Genomic DNA, 15092 nt, shown 5'->3' with positions numbered 1-15092 from the left:
CGGACCGGACACGGGGCCGGGCGGATCTCAGGTGATCTTCAGAACCGGGCCGGGGGTGATGCCGTTCTCGTTGAACGAGTCGACGGCGACCCAGTAGTCGACCCCCGCGTTCAGGCTCCGCAGGTCAAGGTCGTTCTGCTCGTAGAGCAGCCAGCTGTGGTAGAGCTTGTCGGGCGCGATGCCGTAACGGACGTTGTACCCGTGGGCCGTCCCGCAGGGCTCCCACTCGATCCGTGCCGTGAGGTCGTCGACCCGCCTCGCCCGCGGAGTGGCCGCTGCGGGGGCCGCCCCGTCACCGGTGCCGAAGACCCGCAGGCCGCTGATGGAGATGGGCCCGTCGAAGGGCATCCGGCCGGCCGTGACCCTGACGAACCGAGCCCGCCGTGCAGGCTCGAGCACCATGAACGCGTGCGGAGCGTCTTCGCCCGACCCTCGGTTGTCCGAGACCGTGCACCACTGCTCGCCGTCCTGTGAGACCTCGATGAGTACCTCGGTCGGGTGGAGATCGGGGTAGATCGCCCGCCATGCCCCGGTGGCTTCGCCGCCGTCGGTCCTCTCGGGTGCGTGCGCGGCCAGACCCTCGTCGGCGAGGTTGAGCTGGATCGCCGCGACGGTGCGCTCCTGGCCGAGGTCGATCCGGAGCCACTGGCCGGGCTCCGCCGTTGCGGCGGTCCACCAGGTGCGGATGTTCTCGTTGACCGCGAGGTCGGGTTCGTGGCCTTCCGTGAAGGACGACGCGGTCGTCCTCGCACGGAACGACTGCAGCATCCAGCCGGCGAAGGTCTCGGTCCATGGATCGATCCGGCGGTCCGGCACGATCGTCGGGTAGTCGGCGAAGTTCTGGTTGCAGAACAGGACTCCGTCGGCGTCGAAGCCGGCGGGGAACAGCCCGACGCGCCGTTCGAACTCGTGGTGCACCGAAATGCGCATGGTCGAGGCGTGCCACCAGTTGCCGTGCTGGTCCTGGAAGGTGCTGCCGTGCCCCGCGCCGGTGATGAAGCCGCCGGGCTTCGACGAGAACGGACTGCTGGGCGCGTACTCGAACGGCCCGAGCGGCGACGATGCGGTGTAGTAGCCGTCCGCGTAGGTGTTCCATTCCGTGCCCGGTGCGGAGTACTGCAGGTAGTAGGTGTCCCCGTGCCGGGTCATCCAGGCGCCTTCGATGAACGGGGCGTCACCGAGGTACTCGGCGATCGCCCTGGCCAGTTCCGTCGTGGGCTCGGTCTTGACGTGGTTCTCCCCGACCTGCTCCCAGCCGTGGTGTTCGGGGTCGCCGCCGAAGAGCGGGACCGCTTCGCCGATCCTGTCCATGGTGTCCGGATCGACCCGGACTCCCATGATGGGCTCCTTGTTCGAACAGCCCCAGTAGAAGTAGACGGCGCCGTCGTCGTCCTGGAAGAGATTGGGGTCCCAGAAGGTGAAGCCCGGGTTCACCAGGGTGAAGTCGTCGGCGAGGGGGTCCTCGCTGCGGAAGAACGGGCTGTCGGTCTGCCGGGATGCCGAGACGTAGAGGGCTCCGTTGATCTCCCGGACGTCGGGAGCGTAGTCGAGCGGCGGGAGTTTCCGGCTGACTCGGTACTCCCAGGTCAGCAGGTCCGTCGAGTGCCAGAAGCCGGCCGACATGGACGCGAAGAGGTAGAACCGGCCGCGGTAGCGGATCACCGACGGGTCGGCCGCTTCCCGGTGCACGGTCCGCCCCCCGGCCATGGGGCGTAGGTCCTGGTAGCGGTAGGGGAGGTCCAGCGGGTTGCAGATGACCGCTGTCGTGCGGCCGCGGGGGTCGGACGTCATGAGTGCACGTTTCCTTCTTCTTCGGTGGTGTCAGCGGAGGGGCACGTGTTCGTCAGTGACACGAGCCAGTCGCCGTCGAGGGCGCCGCCGGTCAGGTTGAGGATCTGGTTCATCGGCATCGACGCGACCATGCGCATCTCGTCACTGTCGTCGTCGAGTTCCGGCCCGCCCTGCGCCATGAGCGGAGCCATGCGAGCCCGAAGTCGGGGACCCGCCACGGGGTGCGCGAGCCAGTCGCCGACGTTCGACTGCAGCGACAGTGGCGGTGCGATGCCGTCACCGTCGAGGTGGACGGACCGCTCGAGAAGTACGGCCGAGGCGTTCTCGCCGACCTGGACGACGTAGGTCCCGTCCGCAACGACCCACCGGGAAAGGGGAACATCCCAGTACGCGAACGCCCGCCGGTCCAGCCCGAGTCGGACCTCCTTCCCCTGTCCGGGCTCGAGGTGAATCTTGGTGAACGCCGCGAGCGTGCGCTCCGGGCGCCGCACGGGGCCGGCCTGCGTGGCGACGTACACCTGCACCACGTACTTGCCGGCGCGGCTTCCGGTGTTCCTCACCGTGACGGTCAGCGACGCCTCGGCAGGCCCGTCGACCTGCACCCGCAGCCCGGCGATGTCGTAGGCGGTGTAGCTCAGGCCGTGTCCGAACGGGTAGCGGACCGGGGCGTCGACCGTCTCGTAGTGGCGATAGCCGAGCATGACGCCCTCGGAGTAGCGGACGTGGCCCTGCTCTCCGGGGAACGACAGGTACGTTGGGGTGTCCTTGAGGCGCAGGGGGATGGTCTCCGCGAGCCGTCCCGAGGGGTTGGCCTGTCCGAAGAGGAGATCTGCGATCGCCGCGCCGCTTCCTTGGCCGAGAAGGAAGCCTTCCAGGATCGCGTCGACGTCGTCGTGCCAGTCCTCCAGTGAGACCACTCCGCCGTTGGCGAGCACCACCACCGTCCGCGCGGCCACCGCCGCGACCTCCCTGATCAGCCGTACCTGCGAGGCCGGGAGCTCGAGGCGCTGCCGATCGAAGCCCTCGGATTCCTCGGCCTCCGGGTTGCCCGCGAACACGACGACGGCCCCGGCCCCGGCAGCGGCACGCACCGCGGCCTCGCGGAGCGCCGCCTCTTCCCCCTGGTCGTCGGTGGCGAATCCCCGCGCGTACGTGACGGCTGCTCCGCGCGCCGCGGCGTGGGCTTGGATGAACTCCAGCGGGACGTCGACGCGTGTGGCGTTCACATGGGAGCTGCCACCGCCCTGGTAGCGAGGTGTGGTCGCGAACTCTCCGACCACGAGCAAGGACGACGGCCGCTCCAGCGGGAGGGTGCCGCGCGTGTTCTTGAGCAGGACCGCGCATTCGGCCGCGAGTTCGCGGGCCAGTTCGTGGTGCGCGTCCAGGTCCGGTGCAGCGGCATCGTGTCCGGCCGCGTCGACGAGGGCGAGTACGCGCGCCACGGCGCGCTCCACCGTCGCCTCCGTGACATGGCCGGCCCGTACGGCGTCGACGAGGGCCTGCGTGGCGTAGTGGCCCGGGCCGGGCATGGACAGGTCCAGGCCGGCGTTCAGTGCCGCGGGACGGCTGCGCACGGCGCCCCAGTCGGAGATCACCGCGCCGGTGTATCCCCATTCGGTGCGCAGGACATCGGTGAGCAGGCGGTGGTGTTCCGATGCGGGAACGCCGTTGATCTTGTTGTAGGAGCACATGACCGTGGCCGGCCCGGCGTCGGTGACGACCCGTTCGAAGGCGGAAAGATGAATCTCCCGCAGCGTGCGTTCGTCGATGTCGGCGCTGACGACCATGCGGTCGGTCTCCTGGTCGTTGGCCGCGAAGTGCTTCACCGAGGCCCCGACACCACCGGCTTGCAGAGCCCGCACATATGCCGTGGCCAGCACGCCGGACAGGAGCGGGTCCTCCGAGAAGTACTCGAAGTTGCGTCCGGCGAGGGGTGAACGCTTGATGTTCACGCCGGGGCCGAGCAGGACGTCCACCCCCAGCGCCCGGGCTTCCCGAGCGAGAGCGGTGCCGATCTTCGCCGCCACGTCCTCGCTCCAGCTGGAGCCCACCGCGACGGCGGGCGGGAAGCATGTCGCCGGTTCGCTGTGGTGCAGGCCGAGGTGGTCGGTGCCGTGCATCTGACGCCGGACACCGTGGGGACCGTCGGAGAGCACGATCGCGTCGATACCTGCCTCGGGGATGGCCGTGGTGGACCAGAAGCCGCCGCCGGTCAGCAATGACGCCTTCTGCTCGAGGGACAGGGCGTCCAAGGGGATGTTCGCCATCGGTTTCCTTCTGTGTGAGGCGAGTTGCGTGGTCATCGGACGGATCTGACCCGCAGGACGGCGAGACCGCCCAGCACGGTGAAACCGGCGGCGACCACGTAGAGGAGCGAGTAGTTCTTGTCGCCGCCCGCGACGACGCCGACGCCGAGGAAGACGGGCGCGACCAGAGGCGCGAGCGACTGCGCGCCGGAGTTCGCAAGTCCGGTGATGCCGACGAACCGCCCGGCGTCGGTGTCCTTCTCGGGCAACACGTCCAGGAGCAGTGCCTGATCGACGGCCGAGAACACACCGAGGCCGAGGTTGGTGATGCCCATCCCGACGAGCAGGACCGGGAGGCTCGTGGAGAAGGCCATGACCAGCGCGCCGACGGCGAACATCAGACCGGCGCCGAGGACGAACGGCTTGCGCCGACGCAGCCGGTCGGAGACGAACCCGCTGCCGACGGCACCGATCATGACCGCGACGACACCCACCGAGCCGGCGATCGCGACGACCGTCCCTATCTCGGTGACGTCGAGGCGCAGCCGCTGTGCGAAGAGGTAGGCGGTGAAGGTGGAGGTGAGGGTCAGCCCGAAGTAGAACAGGAAGCGCGCGAGCCAGTTCCACGACAGGTCCGGGTAGCGCCGGGGGTCGAGCACGAACTTCGACAACAGGAGCCTGACGTTGAGTTCTTCTGCGAAGACGCGCTCCCGGCTGTCCTCCTCGGGTACGAAGACGCAGAACAGCAGCACCAGAAGCACACCGATGAACGCCGGAACCATGAAGAGCAGCACCGAGTTCGTGGCCAGGATTCCGCCGAGGACCGAACCGCAGACAGGGGCCGCCATCGTGACGACTCCGACGAGACCGCCGACCTTCCCGCGCTGTGACTCCGGCAGGCGGTCCGCCTGCGAGTTCGTGATGTTGCCGATGACCGTGTTCCAGCCCAGCGCCGCGACGCCCCACCCCACCGCGACGGTGAGGACATTGGGCGCGACGGCGATGCCGAGCAGCCCCACCGAGCCGAGGACGGAGCCGGCGATGAGCCATGGTCGACGTCGGCCGAGGCGAGTACGGGTGCGGTCGCTGAGGATACCGGCGACCGGTCCGGAAACGAGGGAGACCGCCGCCGCGGCGCCGATCACGTAACCGAGGTACTCCTCGTTGTCCGGTGCGAGTGCCTTGACCCGGATGGCCAGTGAGATGGCGATGGGTGTGACGAACGCGATGTACGTGCCGAACAACGCGAGCAGGAGCAACCAGATGTAGCGGGAACTCACCTTCGGGAGGTCGTCACCGGGTGTTGCCGCGGTGGCCGGGTCCTGCTCGCTCAGGGTTTGCGTCGGCACGGGAGCATGTATGGCGGGACCGACCTCTGGGATCGGTGGGTTTTCGTTCATGAGGACTCCTTCGTCCAGGAATCTGTGAGACCTTGCGGCCGGCCGGGTCAGCGCACGAGCGCTTGAGGGCCGGCGGCTTCGAGGGCGCCCGCCCGCAGCACGAGCCGGGCCGGTTCACACCCTTCGGCGTGGACGGTGACCGTGATGTCCCCGGTCCCGACGGGACGGATCACTGACAGCGCACGACCGTCGAAGGTCCGCCTGCTCGGCCCGGAGAAGTTCTCCTTCGAGGCGGGATCGGCGCTGCCGAGCGCCTGCAGTACACCGGCGCCCTCCACGGTGACGGTCACGGGCCGGTCCCGCCCCGGGTGCACGTTGCCCTTGCCGTCGGTGAGAGCGATGTCCACGAAGGCCAGGTCGCCGCTGTCGGCACGAAGGCGGGCACGGTCCGCCCGGACGTCGAGCACGAGGGCGTCGTCCGCGGTGACCAGCGTGGTGCGTCCTTGTTCCCGGCCGTCCGAGTAGGCGACCGCGACCAGTTCCCCGGGCGTGTAGACGAGCTCGAAGTCGGCGCGGAACTCATGACCAGGCCCGGTCGGCATCCGGCCCGCGCTGGCCCCGTTCAACAGCAGTTCGATCTCGTCGGCGTCGCTGTACACCTCGACGCCGATCGGCTTCCCTTCGAAGCCCTCCCATGTCCAGCCGGCGATCGCGTCGCTCCAGGACCACGGGGTGGCCAACACGGTCTTCCCGTGGTGCTGGGGACGTCGCACGGCGATGTACGGCGTAGACCGGAGCCCGAACACGATCTCCCGGTAGTACGACGCCGGCCGACGCTGACCGGTGATGTCGAAGTCGCCGCACCACGCGGCGAGCCACGGATAGGGCTGAGCGGCCGACGCCGCCCGCGAGTCCGGATCGCCGTGTCCGACGGAGCCGAGACCGGCCTCGCCCAGGTAGTCCCAGCCCGTCCAGGTGAAGTCACCGATGACGTGAGGGTTCGACATGACGAGTGACCAGTTGTGCGCGATGCGGGACGGGAAGGTCTCCGTTCCGACGATCACCCGGTTGGGGAACCGGTGGCGGTCGAGCTCGTAGCGGCCGTCGCCGTAGTTCAGGCCCGCGACATCGAGAACGGAGAAGCACTCCTCGGTTCGCCTGGTCACTTCCTCGGAGGACGCGATCTGGTTCATCATCGCTCCGACCTGCGCCATCATGCCGTTGACCCCGCCGCTCGGCGGCTGTGCCGATGCCATCTGCCGTGTCGCGGCGACGACCGTGTCGAGCACCGACACGAATCCGTTGATGCCGTTGGTGATAAGGCGGGTGTCATCGAGGGAGCGGATCTTCTCGGCGAGCCGACGGCTCCACACACCGCCGAACCGGGTGCCGGTCTCCGGGATCTCGTTCCCGATCGAGTAGAGAATGACGCTCGGGTGGTTGAAGTCCTTCGCGACGAGGGCCGCCACGTCGCGTTCCCACCACTCGCGGAAATCGCCGGCGTAGTCGAAGTCGGTCTTACCGACGGTCCAGACGTCGAAGGTTTCGTCCATGACCAGCATGCCGAGCCGGTCGCACGCCTTGAGCAGCGCGGAGCCGGCGGGGTTGTGGGAACTCCTGATCGCGTTGAAGCCCGCCGCCTTCAGCAACTCGACCCGGCGCTCCTCGGCCCGCTCGATGGCCGCCGCGCCGAGGGGGCCGTTGTCGTGATGCAGGCACGCACCGCGGAGCTTGACCGTGCGGCCGTTGATCCGCAGGCCATGAGAGGGGTCGAACTGCAGACGGCGGATACCGAACTCGCTCACGTGATCGTCGAGCACACGGTCTCCGTCCCGGAGTTGAAGCCTGGCCGTATACAGAGACGGGGTCTCCACGCTCCACAGCGCCGGGTCCGCGACGTACAGCCTGTTCCGGACGATCGCCCGCTCACCGGGCAGCAGCGTGACCGGGCACCGCTCGCGGGCCACCTCCGCCGAGCCCTCTTCGTCCACGGCTGAAGCCAGCTCGACGGTCGTGGTCACGGCAGAGGTGTTCAGCACCTCGGCCGTGATTTCCACAACCGCCTGACCGGGCTCGATGTCGGGCGTGCTGATCCGCACGCCGTCGACGGCGATGTGGACCGGTTCCTTCACGATCAGGCGTACGTCGCGGTGGATACCCGCACCCGTGTACCAACGGCTGTCCTGGTGCGCACGGCAGTCGACCCTGATCTCATTGACCTCCCCGAAGCGGAGGTAGGGGTCGATCCGTACCGTGAAACGGGAGTATCCGAAGGCGTCCTGGCCCGCCAGGGCCCCGTTGACGTACACCATCGCGCCCCGGTAGACCCCGTCGAACTCGAGGAAGAAGCACCGGCCGCGATCGGACTCCTCGACGAAGAGGTCCTTCCGGTACTCGAACGCGCCGCCGGGAAAATACCCGGCCGCGGCGCCGGCAGGCGCATCCGCCCGCCTCGGCACGCCGATCAGCGCGTCGTGCGGGAGCGTCACAGCCGTCCAGTCACCACTCGCGCCGCCGAGCTCCGCGAAGGCGCTCACCTTCGTGCGGAAGGCCCACTCGTCATTGAAGGCGGAGATCGCCATGGAGGACTCCTGGTTACGTCGTGTTGTTGCGGCGTTAACGCGCGTCAATAACTAAGCATCGGTTGGTGACGCGCGTCAATGGCTTGTTCGATGCGAGGTGTCGCGCGTCAATCCGCGTTACAGTGGCATCGGAGACGAGGGAACGGGGGCAGCGGTGGTCGTAAAGAGTCAGGACGTCGCCGAGCGGGCCGGCGTTTCGAGGTCCACCGTCAGCCAGATCCTGAACGGTCGCGCAGATCACTTCACGGCCGAAACGCGCGCGCGGGTGCATCGGGCGATCGCCGAACTCGGCTACGAGCCGTCCGCCGCGGGCCGGGCCCTGGCCAAAGGATCAAGCGATATCGTCATCGCGCTCATCCCCGACACGACCTTCGGAGGGAACCTTCAGGACATCTACAGTGCGCTGACCGACGAGTTGTCCCGGCGGGGGCTCACCCTGGTTCTGCGACTCGCGACGCACACCGTGACATCGCTGGAGAGCGTCATCATCAGGTTGAAACCCCGGGTGGTGCTGTCCCTCACCCCGTTCTCCGACGAGGACAGACGGCTGCTCGAGAGCCGAGGTGTCGAAGCCATCGACCCGGGGAGCTCGTCAAGCCGGGACGCCAATGCCGAGATCGGCACGCTGCAGGCCGGCCACCTGATCGACCGCGGCTACCGGTGCCTCGCCTATGCCCATTTGCACGATGCGCGCAGCGACCCCTTCGGCGGCGCGCGCGAACGCGCGTTCTTGGCCGAATGCCGGGCTCACGGTGTCGACGGACCACGGATTCTCGCGCTCGGGGTCAACGTCGAAGACGCCGTAGCCGCATTGGACCAGCTTGGTGAACCGGGCTTCGCCGTCGGCTGTTACAACGACGACGTCGCCACCGCACTGCTGCACGCGGCATCGCTCCGCAACTGGCGGGCGCCGCACGACCTGGCGCTGATCGGTATGGACCACACTCCCCTGTCCCGCCTCACCACCCCGCCGCTCACGACGATGGAGTACGACACCTCCACGGTCACCGAGGAGACCATCCAAGCGATCCTCCGCCACCTGGACGCAGGGAAAGCCGGGGAGGACCGTACCGAGGTGCGTTTCCGGGTCATCGAGGGCGGGACCACCTGAGCACCGGTCACATCACCGGCCGGTCGGCGACGCACACCACCTCAACTGCGACGCCCGTCGGAAGTGGCAGAGCGAGGCAAAAGTGCGTGCTCGAAGGACGGCGGTTTCGAGTGACCCACTCGAAACCGCCTTACTGATCACTTCGGAATGAGTTCGGTGAAGGGCTTGGCTGTGGAGTGGGGGTGGCGGCACCGTCACCGCGTTCGTCCGATGCCCTGGGTATCGGTGAGCGGCGCGCTGCGGTGCCACATCGAGATCCCCGGTCGCTGCCGGGGCCGATCGCAGTGCGCCGGGCGTCAGCCAGGTGGTGAAGCGATCACTGTGTCGTGGTCGCGCACATCGTGGTCGACGCCGCCGCCGCGACGATCGGTTTCCACCGACGGGCGTTCGGCACACGTGAGAACTTCGGGATCGAGGCTCCGCGCGGAGGGATTCCGCCACCCTCAATGGTTCCCGGGCCCGCGGGGCGGTTCACCGACGGCGTGTGCCGCTCGCCGCCAGGCGGCGCTGACCGCACCATGCGCAATCGACGTACCGCGCGCCGTCTCCGCCGGCAGACGCACCGGACTGCCGATGTGCACGTGGAATCGGGGACGGCGGACCGGGGCGGTGAGCACACCGGCCAGTTGCTTCGCGGCCGTTCCCGAACAGAGACGCCGGGCCCCCGCCTGGCCGACGGGAACCACCGGCGCACCGGTCGCGGCCACGAGCCGCGCGAGACCGGTGCGGAAGGGCAGAGGCGCGGCACATTTCGCGTCCTGGCGCAGGGGGAGACCGCCTTCGGCGTAGATGAGTACATGACGTCCCGCCCCGAGCACCTCGGCCGCGGCCGCGAGGGCCTCCGCCGCCCGCGCCGACCCCCGGCGGACGGGAATGTGCCCCTCCTTGGACAGCGACCGGCCCAGCACCGGCACGCGCCAGAGACCCGCCGTCGCCAGGACCGCCGGCCGCACGCCCACGGACCGCAGGGCGGCCAGGACGACCGCCGGGTCGGCCAACGAGTCGTGGTTGGCGACGAAGACACTGCCCACGGGGTGCGGTCCGTCCGCCTCGCGGGTGACGGTGAGGTGCCCGAAGAAGGGCAGCAGGGCAGCGGCAGCACGGCTGAGCATGGTCGGCCTTTCGACACGGGAATCCCTGCTCGCCAGCTTCACGTGCCGACGCCTTCCGGCACATGAGTACCCGCACCTACGGGTACCGCGCGGCTTCCCCCATGACACGGGGTGAGGGCAGCGCCCGGTCGCTTTCCGGCTTCCGCCGGGCGCTTGGCGTGCCGGGCGCAACCGCGGCACGGACGGGGCTACCGTCGGCGGCATGGTCGGTGATCGCCGGAGGTGGCGCGCGTGTGTACTCGGCGGTGCGCTGTTCGCCGTATGCATGATCGGCACCACGCTGCCGACCCCCCTCTACGGCCTCTACCAGGAGAAGTTCGGGTTCTCCGAGCTGACCGTCACCGTCGTGTACGCCGTGTACGCATTCGGCGTCATCGGTGTCCTGCTGCTGGCGGGCAACGTCTCGGACACGGTGGGCAGGCGACCGGTGCTGCTGTGGGGCCTGGGGTTCGCGGCCCTGAGCGCCCTTTGCTTCCTGTGCGCCACCGATCTGGGATGGCTGTACGCGGGGCGGCTGGTGTCGGGACTGTCCGCCGGCCTGTTCACCGGGGCCGCCACGGCGTACGTCATGGAACTGGCACCCCATGGCGGCGCCTCTCGTGCCACGTTCGTCGCGACCGCCGCCAACATGGGCGGGCTGGGATGCGGTCCGCTGCTCGCGGGAGTGCTGTCGCAGTACGCGCCCTGGCCGCTGTACCTGCCGTTCGCCGCGCACCTGGCCCTGGTGGCCTGCTCGGCAGTTGTCCTGCTCCGGCTTCCGGAGACGGTACGTGAACGGCGGCCGCTGAGCACCGCACGTCCGCGACGGCCCGGAGTGCCCCCTCAGGTGCGGGCGGTGTTCGGTCCGGCGGCGACCGCCTCGTTCGTGGGCTTCGCGCTGTTCGGGGTCTTCACGTCGGTCAGTCCGGCGTTTCTCGCCGAGTTCCTGGACGTGCACAACCGCGCCGTGAGCGGCCTGGTCGTCGCGCTGGCCTTCTTCGCCTCGACAGCCGGCCAACTGGCCGTCGGCCGGGTCGGTCCGGCGCGGTCGCTGCCCTGGGGATGTGCCGGGCTCCTCGCCGGTCTGGCACTGCTCGCGGGCGCGTTGCACTGGGACCTGCTTTCGTTGGTGGTGCTGAGCGCGCTCGTCGGCGGCGCCGGGCAGGGGCTGGCCTTCCGCGGGGCGCTGGCCGCGGTGGCCGGGGTGTCTCCGGCGGGCGAACGGGCGGCAGTGATCTCGACGCTGTTCGTCGTGGCCTACGCGGGCATCTCGGTGCCGGTGATCGGTGTGGGAGTACTGACGGGCCCGATCGGCCTGGAGGGCGCGGGCCTGGTGTTCATCGCCTGCATGGCCCTCCTGGTCGTGACCGCTGCCGTCTACCTCCTCCGGCGACCGGTACCGGCGCGGACGTGAGCGCAGGTACGGGCGCGACACGCCCCTCGCGTGTTCGCGAGGAACGGGGAGGCGGGTCGCCACGGCAGGGCCTGGGGGCATGACCGTGGTGGCCACGGACGCACCCCTGGACGCCCGGCAGCTCACCCGCGTCGCACGGCGTGCGGTGTTCGCCCTCGCCCGCCCGGGCGCTGCCTGCAGCCATACAACCACGGCAGCGGTGACTGCGCCGTCGTCTTCGGCACACGACCGGGCGCGGACGCTTCCGTGGCGGACGCCGGTCTGGGACCGCTCCTCGAAGCGGTTCTCGACGGGGTCGAGGAAGCGGTGCTCAACTAGCCGCCGGCCGCGACGACGACCACCGGCTTCGACGGCCGAACGCTCCCCGCCCTTCCGGCGGACGCCCTGCCCGCCGCCCTCACGTCTCCTCCGATGCCACCGGCGGTCCGACGAACGGATCCGGTAAACGACACACCCGGGCCCCGACATCGCGGCGGGGGAGAGGAACCCGGTGATCCGGCTGAGGGACCAGGACACCTGATACAGATGGTGACGTGGCATCAGCTGATCCGCCGCGGCAGCCGAACCCCGTCCGCTCCATCCCGTCGGACGCGCCTTCCCGATCGTTCCCGGATGTCGTCCCTTTGGCCGCGCCGCTGTTCCTGCTCGGTACGAGCCCTGACGTCTGCTTTGCCGCGGTCCCGACCTCTACCGGATCCCTGGAGAAGGAATGAAGCCGAGTTTCCCGCGCTCCGCCCGTATCGTCCGTACGACCGCCCTGCTCGCCGCCGCCGTCGTCGTGCTCGCCCCGGCAGCACCGGCGACAGCCACGGGTGCCGGCGCCCCCGGGGCACCCGCCCCGGGGGCGCCGCTGCGGGTGGCGACCTTCAACATCCACGCCGGTGCCGGCCAGGACGGGATCCTCGACCTCGACCGCACCGCGCAGGCTGTACGTGACCTGGACGCCGACGTGGTCGGTCTCCAGGAGGTCGACGTGCACTGGGGTGCCCGGAGCGACTTCGTCGACGAGGCGCGTGCACTGGCCGAGAAGCTGGGCATGAGGGTGTTCTTCGCACCCGTTTACGACCTGGACCCGGCCGCCGGGGGCGGGGAGCGCCGGCAGTACGGTGTCGCCGTGCTGAGCCGTTACCCGGTGCTCGGGGCCGAGAACCACGAGATCACCCGGCTCTCCACCCAGACGTCCGATCCGGTGCCGGCTCCCGCGCCCGGCTTCGCCGAAGTGACGGTCGACGTCAAGGGCGCGCATGTACACGTTTACAGCACGCACCTGGACCACCGGGCCGACCCATCGGTCCGAGAGGCCCAGGTGGCGGACATGCTCGAGGTGCTGGCCGCCGACCGCGGACCGAAGATCCTGGTCGGAGACTTCAACGCCGGGGCGACGGCTCCGGAACTGGCGCCGCTGTGGCAGAAGCTGCGGGACGCCGACCCGGCCGGCGGTGGGACGTACCCGGCGGCCGACCCGGCCAAGCGCATCGACCTGGTGACCGTCTCCCGCGACATCACCGTGACCGGTGCCGAAGCTGTGCCGACGGAGGCATCGGACCACCGCCCCGTCGTCACGGACCTGAGGATCCCCCTGCGCGGCCGCTGAGCGATCCGAATCGCCCGGACCCAGGGGGCCGGGGGCGGCACCCACCGCGCGGGCGCCGTCCCGGGCGGCCGGCCTCGGCAACCGCAGAACCCCGATGGAGGTCTGCCTCACGGGCGGTGCGTCACTTCCCCTCGGGGAGGCTCGTCCCGCCCAGCAGGCACCAGTCGTCCCGCGCAACCGTGGCGTTCACGACGCGAGGCGTCGCGGCCGGGCGGGGCGGCAGGGTCCGCTGCGCAACCCTGAGATGCTCGGACCGCACAGGGGCGGCCCCCGCCTCGTCGACGCGGAAGGCCCCGACCAGGACGTACTCCGTCGGGGTCCGCGAGGCTGCGGGACCAGTCGGACCACAGGCAGCCGGGCGAGGCCCGCCCCCCGGGCCGGCTCGTCGCCGGAAGACTCGGAAATTCCTTAGCCGTTTCGGTGCTTGCATGGCCGTCACGAGGACGGCTCGTGAGTCAGCGCAGGCTGTGCGTCTCGGGATCCGGCAGGACCGACCTTCCGGTCGGTGCGCCGGAGAGTGCGCGTCTCGCGTCGAATACCGCCGCTTCCGGTCCGCGGGCGCGGTACGGACTCCCGCCGACCTGTCCTCTCCGTGGCGGTGGAAAGAGAGAAGATGTCCAAGCGCGCACTGATCACCGGAATCACCGGACAGGACGGCTCGTACCTGGCGGAACACCTGCTGAGTCAGGGGTACCGGGTATGGGGGCTCTGCCGTGGCCAGGCCAATCCGCGAAGGGACCGGATCGCCGAGCTGATCCCCGGTCTGTCCTTCGTGGACGGCGACCTGATGGACCAGGGAAGTCTGGTCTCCGCGGTCGACCTGGTCCAGCCCGACGAGGTCTACAACCTGGGAGCCATCTCCTTCGTCCCCATGTCCTGGCAGCAGCCGGAACTGGTCACCGAGGTCAACGGCACCGGTGTCCTGCGCATGCTCGAAGCCATCCGTATGGTCAGCGGACTCAGCAAGTCCTCCGGTGGCGGCCCCCGGGGCCAGATGCGCTTCTATCAGGCGTCCTCCTCGGAGATGTTCGGCCAGGTCGCCGAGAGCCCGCAGAGCGAGACGACCCGGTTCCACCCGCGCAGCCCGTACGGCGTGGCCAAGACCTTCGGTCACTACATCACCCGCAACTACCGTGAGTCGTTCGGGATGTACGGCGTTTCCGGAATCCTCTTCAACCACGAGTCCCCGCGCCGTGGCGCCGAGTTCGTGACCCGGAAGATCACCCTGGCCGTCGCCCAGATCAAACTGGGCATGATGGACAAGGTCAGCCTCGGCAATCTGGACGCCGAGCGCGACTGGGGCTATGCCGGTGACTACGTGCGTGCCATGCACCTGATGCTCCAGCAGGAGGAGCCCGGCGACTACGTCGTGGGCACGGGGCGGATGCACACCGTGCGGGACGCGGCACGCATCGCCTTCGAGCACGTGGGCCTGGACTGGCGTGATCACGTCGTGGTCGATCCCGGCCTGGTGCGGCCCGCCGAGGTCGAGACGCTGTGTGCCGATGTGACCAACGCCCGCAAGGAACTGGGCTGGGAGCCCGAGGTCGATTTCGAGCAGCTGATGCGCATGATGGTCGAGTCCGACCTGCGCCAGGCCTCACGCGAGCGTGACTACAGCCGGCTGGTGGCCGCCGCCGACGGCTGGTAGGCCCCGCCCGGCCCTCCGGCGGCGGCACGCTCGGCAGCCCCGGCCACCGGCCGCCCACACACTAGGGATTTCCGCAGACGTACCGTCCGAGACTGGGCCCATGGTCTGCGGAATCGTGTGCACGGCACGCGCGCTGCGCGCGTGCTCCGAAGGAGCTGCCGCGGCGGTCCCCGCCCGGCGTCGGGGGGGGGGGGGGGGGCCCGCCGCGGGGGGGGGGGGGGAGGACGGTGGTGAGGGGGAGCCGGACGCGGTGCCGGACGGAGATTCGGACG

At 69.7% G+C, this 15092-nt stretch carries 9 protein-coding genes and 1 pseudogene; 5 read left to right on the top strand and 5 right to left on the bottom strand.

All coding sequences use genetic code 11. The features are described from left to right. Positions 1-27: 27 nt before the first annotated feature. The 4 genes from ACFWVE_RS11910 to ACFWVE_RS11895 form a co-directional block, all read right to left on the bottom strand. Positions 28-1791, bottom strand: coding sequence for a family 43 glycosylhydrolase (locus ACFWVE_RS11910; protein WP_384011381.1), 1764 nt, complete (start codon positions 1789-1791; stop codon positions 28-30). Beyond that, complete coding sequence (locus tag ACFWVE_RS11905; protein ID WP_384011378.1) at positions 1788-4058, bottom strand: beta-glucosidase; 2271 nt, start codon at positions 4056-4058, stop codon at positions 1788-1790. The genes ACFWVE_RS11910 and ACFWVE_RS11905 overlap by 4 nt, the downstream gene beginning before the upstream one ends. Positions 4059-4090: 32 nt before the next feature. Further along, positions 4091-5386: an MFS transporter gene (locus ACFWVE_RS11900; RefSeq protein ID WP_384011375.1), complete on the bottom strand. Its 1296-nt coding sequence runs from the start codon at positions 5384-5386 to the stop codon at positions 4091-4093. Positions 5387-5484: 98 nt separating this feature from the next. Next, positions 5485-7959: a glycoside hydrolase family 2 TIM barrel-domain containing protein gene (locus ACFWVE_RS11895; RefSeq protein ID WP_384011373.1), complete on the bottom strand. Its 2475-nt coding sequence runs from the start codon at positions 7957-7959 to the stop codon at positions 5485-5487. Between the two features lie 154 nt (positions 7960-8113). On the opposite strand from ACFWVE_RS11895, the gene ACFWVE_RS11890 reads away from it, so the two are divergent. Continuing rightward, complete coding sequence (locus ACFWVE_RS11890) at positions 8114-9070, top strand: LacI family DNA-binding transcriptional regulator (RefSeq protein ID WP_384011370.1); 957 nt, start codon at positions 8114-8116, stop codon at positions 9068-9070. 443 nt (positions 9071-9513) lie between these two features. Here the strand turns inward: ACFWVE_RS11890 and ACFWVE_RS11885 are convergent, their stop codons facing one another. After that, a complete protein-coding gene (locus tag ACFWVE_RS11885; protein ID WP_384011368.1) occupies positions 9514-10182 on the bottom strand; it encodes a lysophospholipid acyltransferase family protein in 669 nt (222 codons plus the stop codon). Positions 10183-10384: 202 nt separating this feature from the next. Here ACFWVE_RS11885 and ACFWVE_RS11880 point away from each other — a divergent pair, with 202 nt between their 5' ends. The 4 genes and pseudogenes from ACFWVE_RS11880 (at position 10385) to ACFWVE_RS11865 (ending at position 14820) form a co-directional block, all read left to right on the top strand. Further along, positions 10385-11575, top strand: a complete 1191-nt coding sequence (locus tag ACFWVE_RS11880; RefSeq protein WP_384011365.1) for an MFS transporter — start codon at positions 10385-10387, stop codon at positions 11573-11575. Between the two features lie 79 nt (positions 11576-11654). Next, a pseudogene (locus ACFWVE_RS11875) lies at positions 11655-11962 on the top strand (P1 family peptidase); the annotation flags it as partial. Between the two features lie 322 nt (positions 11963-12284). Beyond that, positions 12285-13169, top strand: a complete 885-nt coding sequence (locus ACFWVE_RS11870; protein WP_384011362.1) for an endonuclease/exonuclease/phosphatase family protein — start codon at positions 12285-12287, stop codon at positions 13167-13169. A 613-nt stretch (positions 13170-13782) separates the two neighbouring features. After that, complete coding sequence (locus ACFWVE_RS11865; protein ID WP_384011358.1) at positions 13783-14820, top strand: GDP-mannose 4,6-dehydratase; 1038 nt, start codon at positions 13783-13785, stop codon at positions 14818-14820. The last annotated feature ends 272 nt before the right edge of the window (positions 14821-15092 follow it).

Origin of the sequence: Streptomyces sp. NPDC058632 (assembly GCF_042717095.1) — a bacterium.
Classification (GTDB): domain Bacteria; phylum Actinomycetota; class Actinomycetes; order Streptomycetales; family Streptomycetaceae; genus Streptomyces.
Note: the sequence above shows the minus strand (reverse complement) of the source record. Positions and strands in the feature narration are given on the sequence as shown.

Excerpts from the sequence above, each read along its gene's own strand:
- ACFWVE_RS11870 (WP_384011362.1), top strand. The coding sequence starts at position 12,285 with ATGAAGCCGAGTTTCCCGCGCTCCGCCCGTATCGTCCGTACGACCGCC.
- ACFWVE_RS11905 (WP_384011378.1), bottom strand. The coding sequence starts at position 4,058 with ATGGCGAACATCCCCTTGGACGCCCTGTCCCTCGAGCAGAAGGCGTCA.
- ACFWVE_RS11880 (WP_384011365.1), top strand. The coding sequence starts at position 10,385 with ATGGTCGGTGATCGCCGGAGGTGGCGCGCGTGTGTACTCGGCGGTGCG.
- ACFWVE_RS11865 (WP_384011358.1), top strand. The coding sequence starts at position 13,783 with ATGTCCAAGCGCGCACTGATCACCGGAATCACCGGACAGGACGGCTCG.
- ACFWVE_RS11895 (WP_384011373.1), bottom strand. The coding sequence starts at position 7,959 with ATGGCGATCTCCGCCTTCAATGACGAGTGGGCCTTCCGCACGAAGGTG.
- ACFWVE_RS11885 (WP_384011368.1), bottom strand. The coding sequence starts at position 10,182 with ATGCTCAGCCGTGCTGCCGCTGCCCTGCTGCCCTTCTTCGGGCACCTC.
- ACFWVE_RS11910 (WP_384011381.1), bottom strand. The coding sequence starts at position 1,791 with ATGACGTCCGACCCCCGCGGCCGCACGACAGCGGTCATCTGCAACCCG.